This is a genomic window from Nocardia sp. NPDC060220 (genome assembly GCF_042727815.1).
Lineage (GTDB): Bacteria > Actinomycetota > Actinomycetes > Mycobacteriales > Mycobacteriaceae > Nocardia.
The window spans coordinates 1-1,429 of the sequence record NZ_JBHWZY010001261.1; the positions used below are offsets into that span (position 1 = coordinate 1).

Sequence of the window (1,429 nt, forward strand, 5' to 3'; positions counted from 1 at the left end):
CGACAACCTCCTCGATCGCATGGAGCGCGACGAATTCGACATGGTCGCCGTCGGTCGAGCCCTTCTCCAGGACCCGGAATGGGCCGCCAAGGTCCTGGCGGGGCGGATCGACGAGGTGAAGCCCTACGACGGGACGGCGCTGAAGACGCTGAGCTGAGCGATTCTCGCCGAGGCGGCGCCGTCAGCCGGTGACGGCGCCGTGTGCGGCCGAGCTGACGAGCTTGCGGTACTTCGACAGCACCCCCGAGGTGTATCTGGGCGGCAGCGGTTCCCAGCCGACCTTACGGGCGGCGAGTTCGTTCTCGTCGATCTCGACGTCGAGGATGCGGTTGGCGACATCGAGCACGATCGGGTCGCCGTCGCGGACGAAGGCGATCGGGCCGCCGTCCACCGCTTCGGGGGCGACGTGCCCCACGCACAATCCGGTGGTGCCGCCGGAGAACCGGCCGTCGGTGAGCAGCAGAACGTCCTTGCCGAGGCCGGCGCCCTTGATCGCGCCGGTGATGGCGAGCATCTCGCGCATGCCGGGTCCACCCTTGGGCCCCTCGTTGCGGATGACGACGACATCACCGGCCACGATCGTGCCGTCCTCGAGTGCGTTCATCGCGCCGCGTTCTCCGTCGAACACCCGGGCCGTGCCGCGGAAGACATCGGAGTCGAAACCGGCGCTCTTCACAACGGCGCCCTCGGGTGCGAGCGAGCCGTGCAGGATGGTGAGCCCGCCGGTGCGATGGATCGGCCGGTCGAGGCGGCGGATCACGTCGCCGTCGAGGCCGAGCTCGATGTGGGCGAGATTCTCGGCCATGGTCGCGCCCGTGACGGTCATGACGTCGCCGTGCATGAGACCGGCATCCAACAGGGCCTTCATCACGACGGGGATGCCGCCGACCCTGTCGACGTCGTTCATGACGTAGCGGCCGAACGGCTTGAGATCGCCCAGGTGGGGCACCTTGTCACCGACCCGGTTGAAGTCGGCGAGGGTGAGGCCGACACCGGCCTCGCGGGCGATGGCCAGCAGGTGCAGCACGGCGTTGGTCGACCCGCCGAGCGCCATGACGACGGTGATGGCATTCTCGAACGCCTCCATCGTCATGATGTCGCGGGCCGTGATCCCCTTACGCAGCAATCCGACGACAGCCTCGCCGGACTTCTCGGCGAAGTCGTCACGGCGACGGTCCGGGGCAGGCGGTGCGGCCGATCCGGGCAGGCTCATCCCGAGTGCCTCGGCCGCCGAGGCCATGGTGTTGGCCGTGTACATGCCGCCACACGCGCCTTCGCCAGGACAGATCGCCCGCTCGATGCGGTCGACCTCGGCGGGGGTGATCAGACCTTTGATGCAGGCGCCGACAGCTTCGAACGCGTCGATGATCGTGACGTCCTGGCCGTCGATATTGCCGGGCAGGGTCGAACCCGCGTAGAGGAATACGCC

1 protein-coding gene is annotated in these 1,429 nt (G+C 68.4%); it reads right to left on the minus strand.

Translation table 11 applies throughout. The features are described 5' to 3' along the window. Window positions 1-181 precede the first annotated feature (181 nt). Window positions 182-1,429: dihydroxy-acid dehydratase (locus ACFWF3_RS35870; protein ID WP_379318607.1), on the minus strand; the 1,248-nt coding region annotated here is incomplete at its 5' end.